Genomic DNA, 1,724 nt, shown 5'->3' on the forward strand with positions numbered 1-1,724 from the left:
AACAATTTATCAGACAATCTGTGTGGGCACTCGGGAGCAGATATCAAAAAGTCTCCGGACTTTAAAAATATCAAGTCTCAAGAGTGAACACGTAATTCATTACGAAGTTTAATTCTTTGAGCATCAAACTTAAATTGAAGAGTTTGATCATGGCTCAGATTGAACGCTGGCGGCAGGCCTAACACATGCAAGTCGAACGGCAGCACAGGAGAGCTTGCTCTCCGGGTGGCGAGTGGCGGACGGGTGAGTAATGTCTGGGAAACTGCCCGATGGAGGGGGATAACTACTGGAAACGGTAGCTAATACCGCATAACGTCTTCGGACCAAAGTGGGGGACCTTCGGGCCTCACACCATCGGATGTGCCCAGATGGGATTAGCTAGTAGGTGGGGTAATGGCTCACCTAGGCGACGATCCCTAGCTGGTCTGAGAGGATGACCAGCCACACTGGAACTGAGACACGGTCCAGACTCCTACGGGAGGCAGCAGTGGGGAATATTGCACAATGGGCGCAAGCCTGATGCAGCCATGCCGCGTGTATGAAGAAGGCCTTCGGGTTGTAAAGTACTTTCAGCGGGGAGGAAGGCGGTGAGGTTAATAACCTTGCCGATTGACGTTACCCGCAGAAGAAGCACCGGCTAACTCCGTGCCAGCAGCCGCGGTAATACGGAGGGTGCAAGCGTTAATCGGAATTACTGGGCGTAAAGCGCACGCAGGCGGTCTGTTAAGTCAGATGTGAAATCCCCGGGCTTAACCTGGGAACTGCATTTGAAACTGGCAGGCTTGAGTCTCGTAGAGGGGGGTAGAATTCCAGGTGTAGCGGTGAAATGCGTAGAGATCTGGAGGAATACCGGTGGCGAAGGCGGCCCCCTGGACGAAGACTGACGCTCAGGTGCGAAAGCGTGGGGAGCAAACAGGATTAGATACCCTGGTAGTCCACGCCGTAAACGATGTCGACTTGGAGGCTGTTTCCTTGAGAAGTGGCTTCCGGAGCTAACGCGTTAAGTCGACCGCCTGGGGAGTACGGCCGCAAGGTTAAAACTCAAATGAATTGACGGGGGCCCGCACAAGCGGTGGAGCATGTGGTTTAATTCGATGCAACGCGAAGAACCTTACCTGGCCTTGACATCCAGAGAACTTGGCAGAGATGCCTTGGTGCCTTCGGGAACTCTGAGACAGGTGCTGCATGGCTGTCGTCAGCTCGTGTTGTGAAATGTTGGGTTAAGTCCCGCAACGAGCGCAACCCTTATCCTTTGTTGCCAGCGATTCGGTCGGGAACTCAAAGGAGACTGCCGGTGATAAACCGGAGGAAGGTGGGGATGACGTCAAGTCATCATGGCCCTTACGGCCAGGGCTACACACGTGCTACAATGGCGCATACAAAGAGAAGCGACCTCGCGAGAGCAAGCGGACCTCATAAAGTGCGTCGTAGTCCGGATCGGAGTCTGCAACTCGACTCCGTGAAGTCGGAATCGCTAGTAATCGTGGATCAGAACGCCACGGTGAATACGTTCCCGGGCCTTGTACACACCGCCCGTCACACCATGGGAGTGGGTTGCAAAAGAAGTAGGTAGCTTAACCTTCGGGAGGGCGCTTACCACTTTGTGATTCATGACTGGGGTGAAGTCGTAACAAGGTAACCGTAGGGGAACCTGCGGTTGGATCACCTCCTTACCTGTAGATACTGCGTCCGAAGTGCTCACACAGATTGTCTGATAGAAAGTA

At 53.5% G+C, this 1,724-nt stretch carries 1 rRNA gene; it reads left to right on the top strand.

The window, feature by feature from the left end:
• The first annotated feature begins 131 nt into the window (after window positions 1-131).
• Window positions 132-1,673: ribosomal RNA gene (locus BBB56_RS23325) — 16S ribosomal RNA — on the top strand.
• Window positions 1,674-1,724 lie beyond the last annotated feature (51 nt).

The organism is Candidatus Pantoea deserta (assembly GCF_003813865.1).
Lineage (GTDB): Bacteria > Pseudomonadota > Gammaproteobacteria > Enterobacterales > Enterobacteriaceae > Pantoea > Pantoea deserta.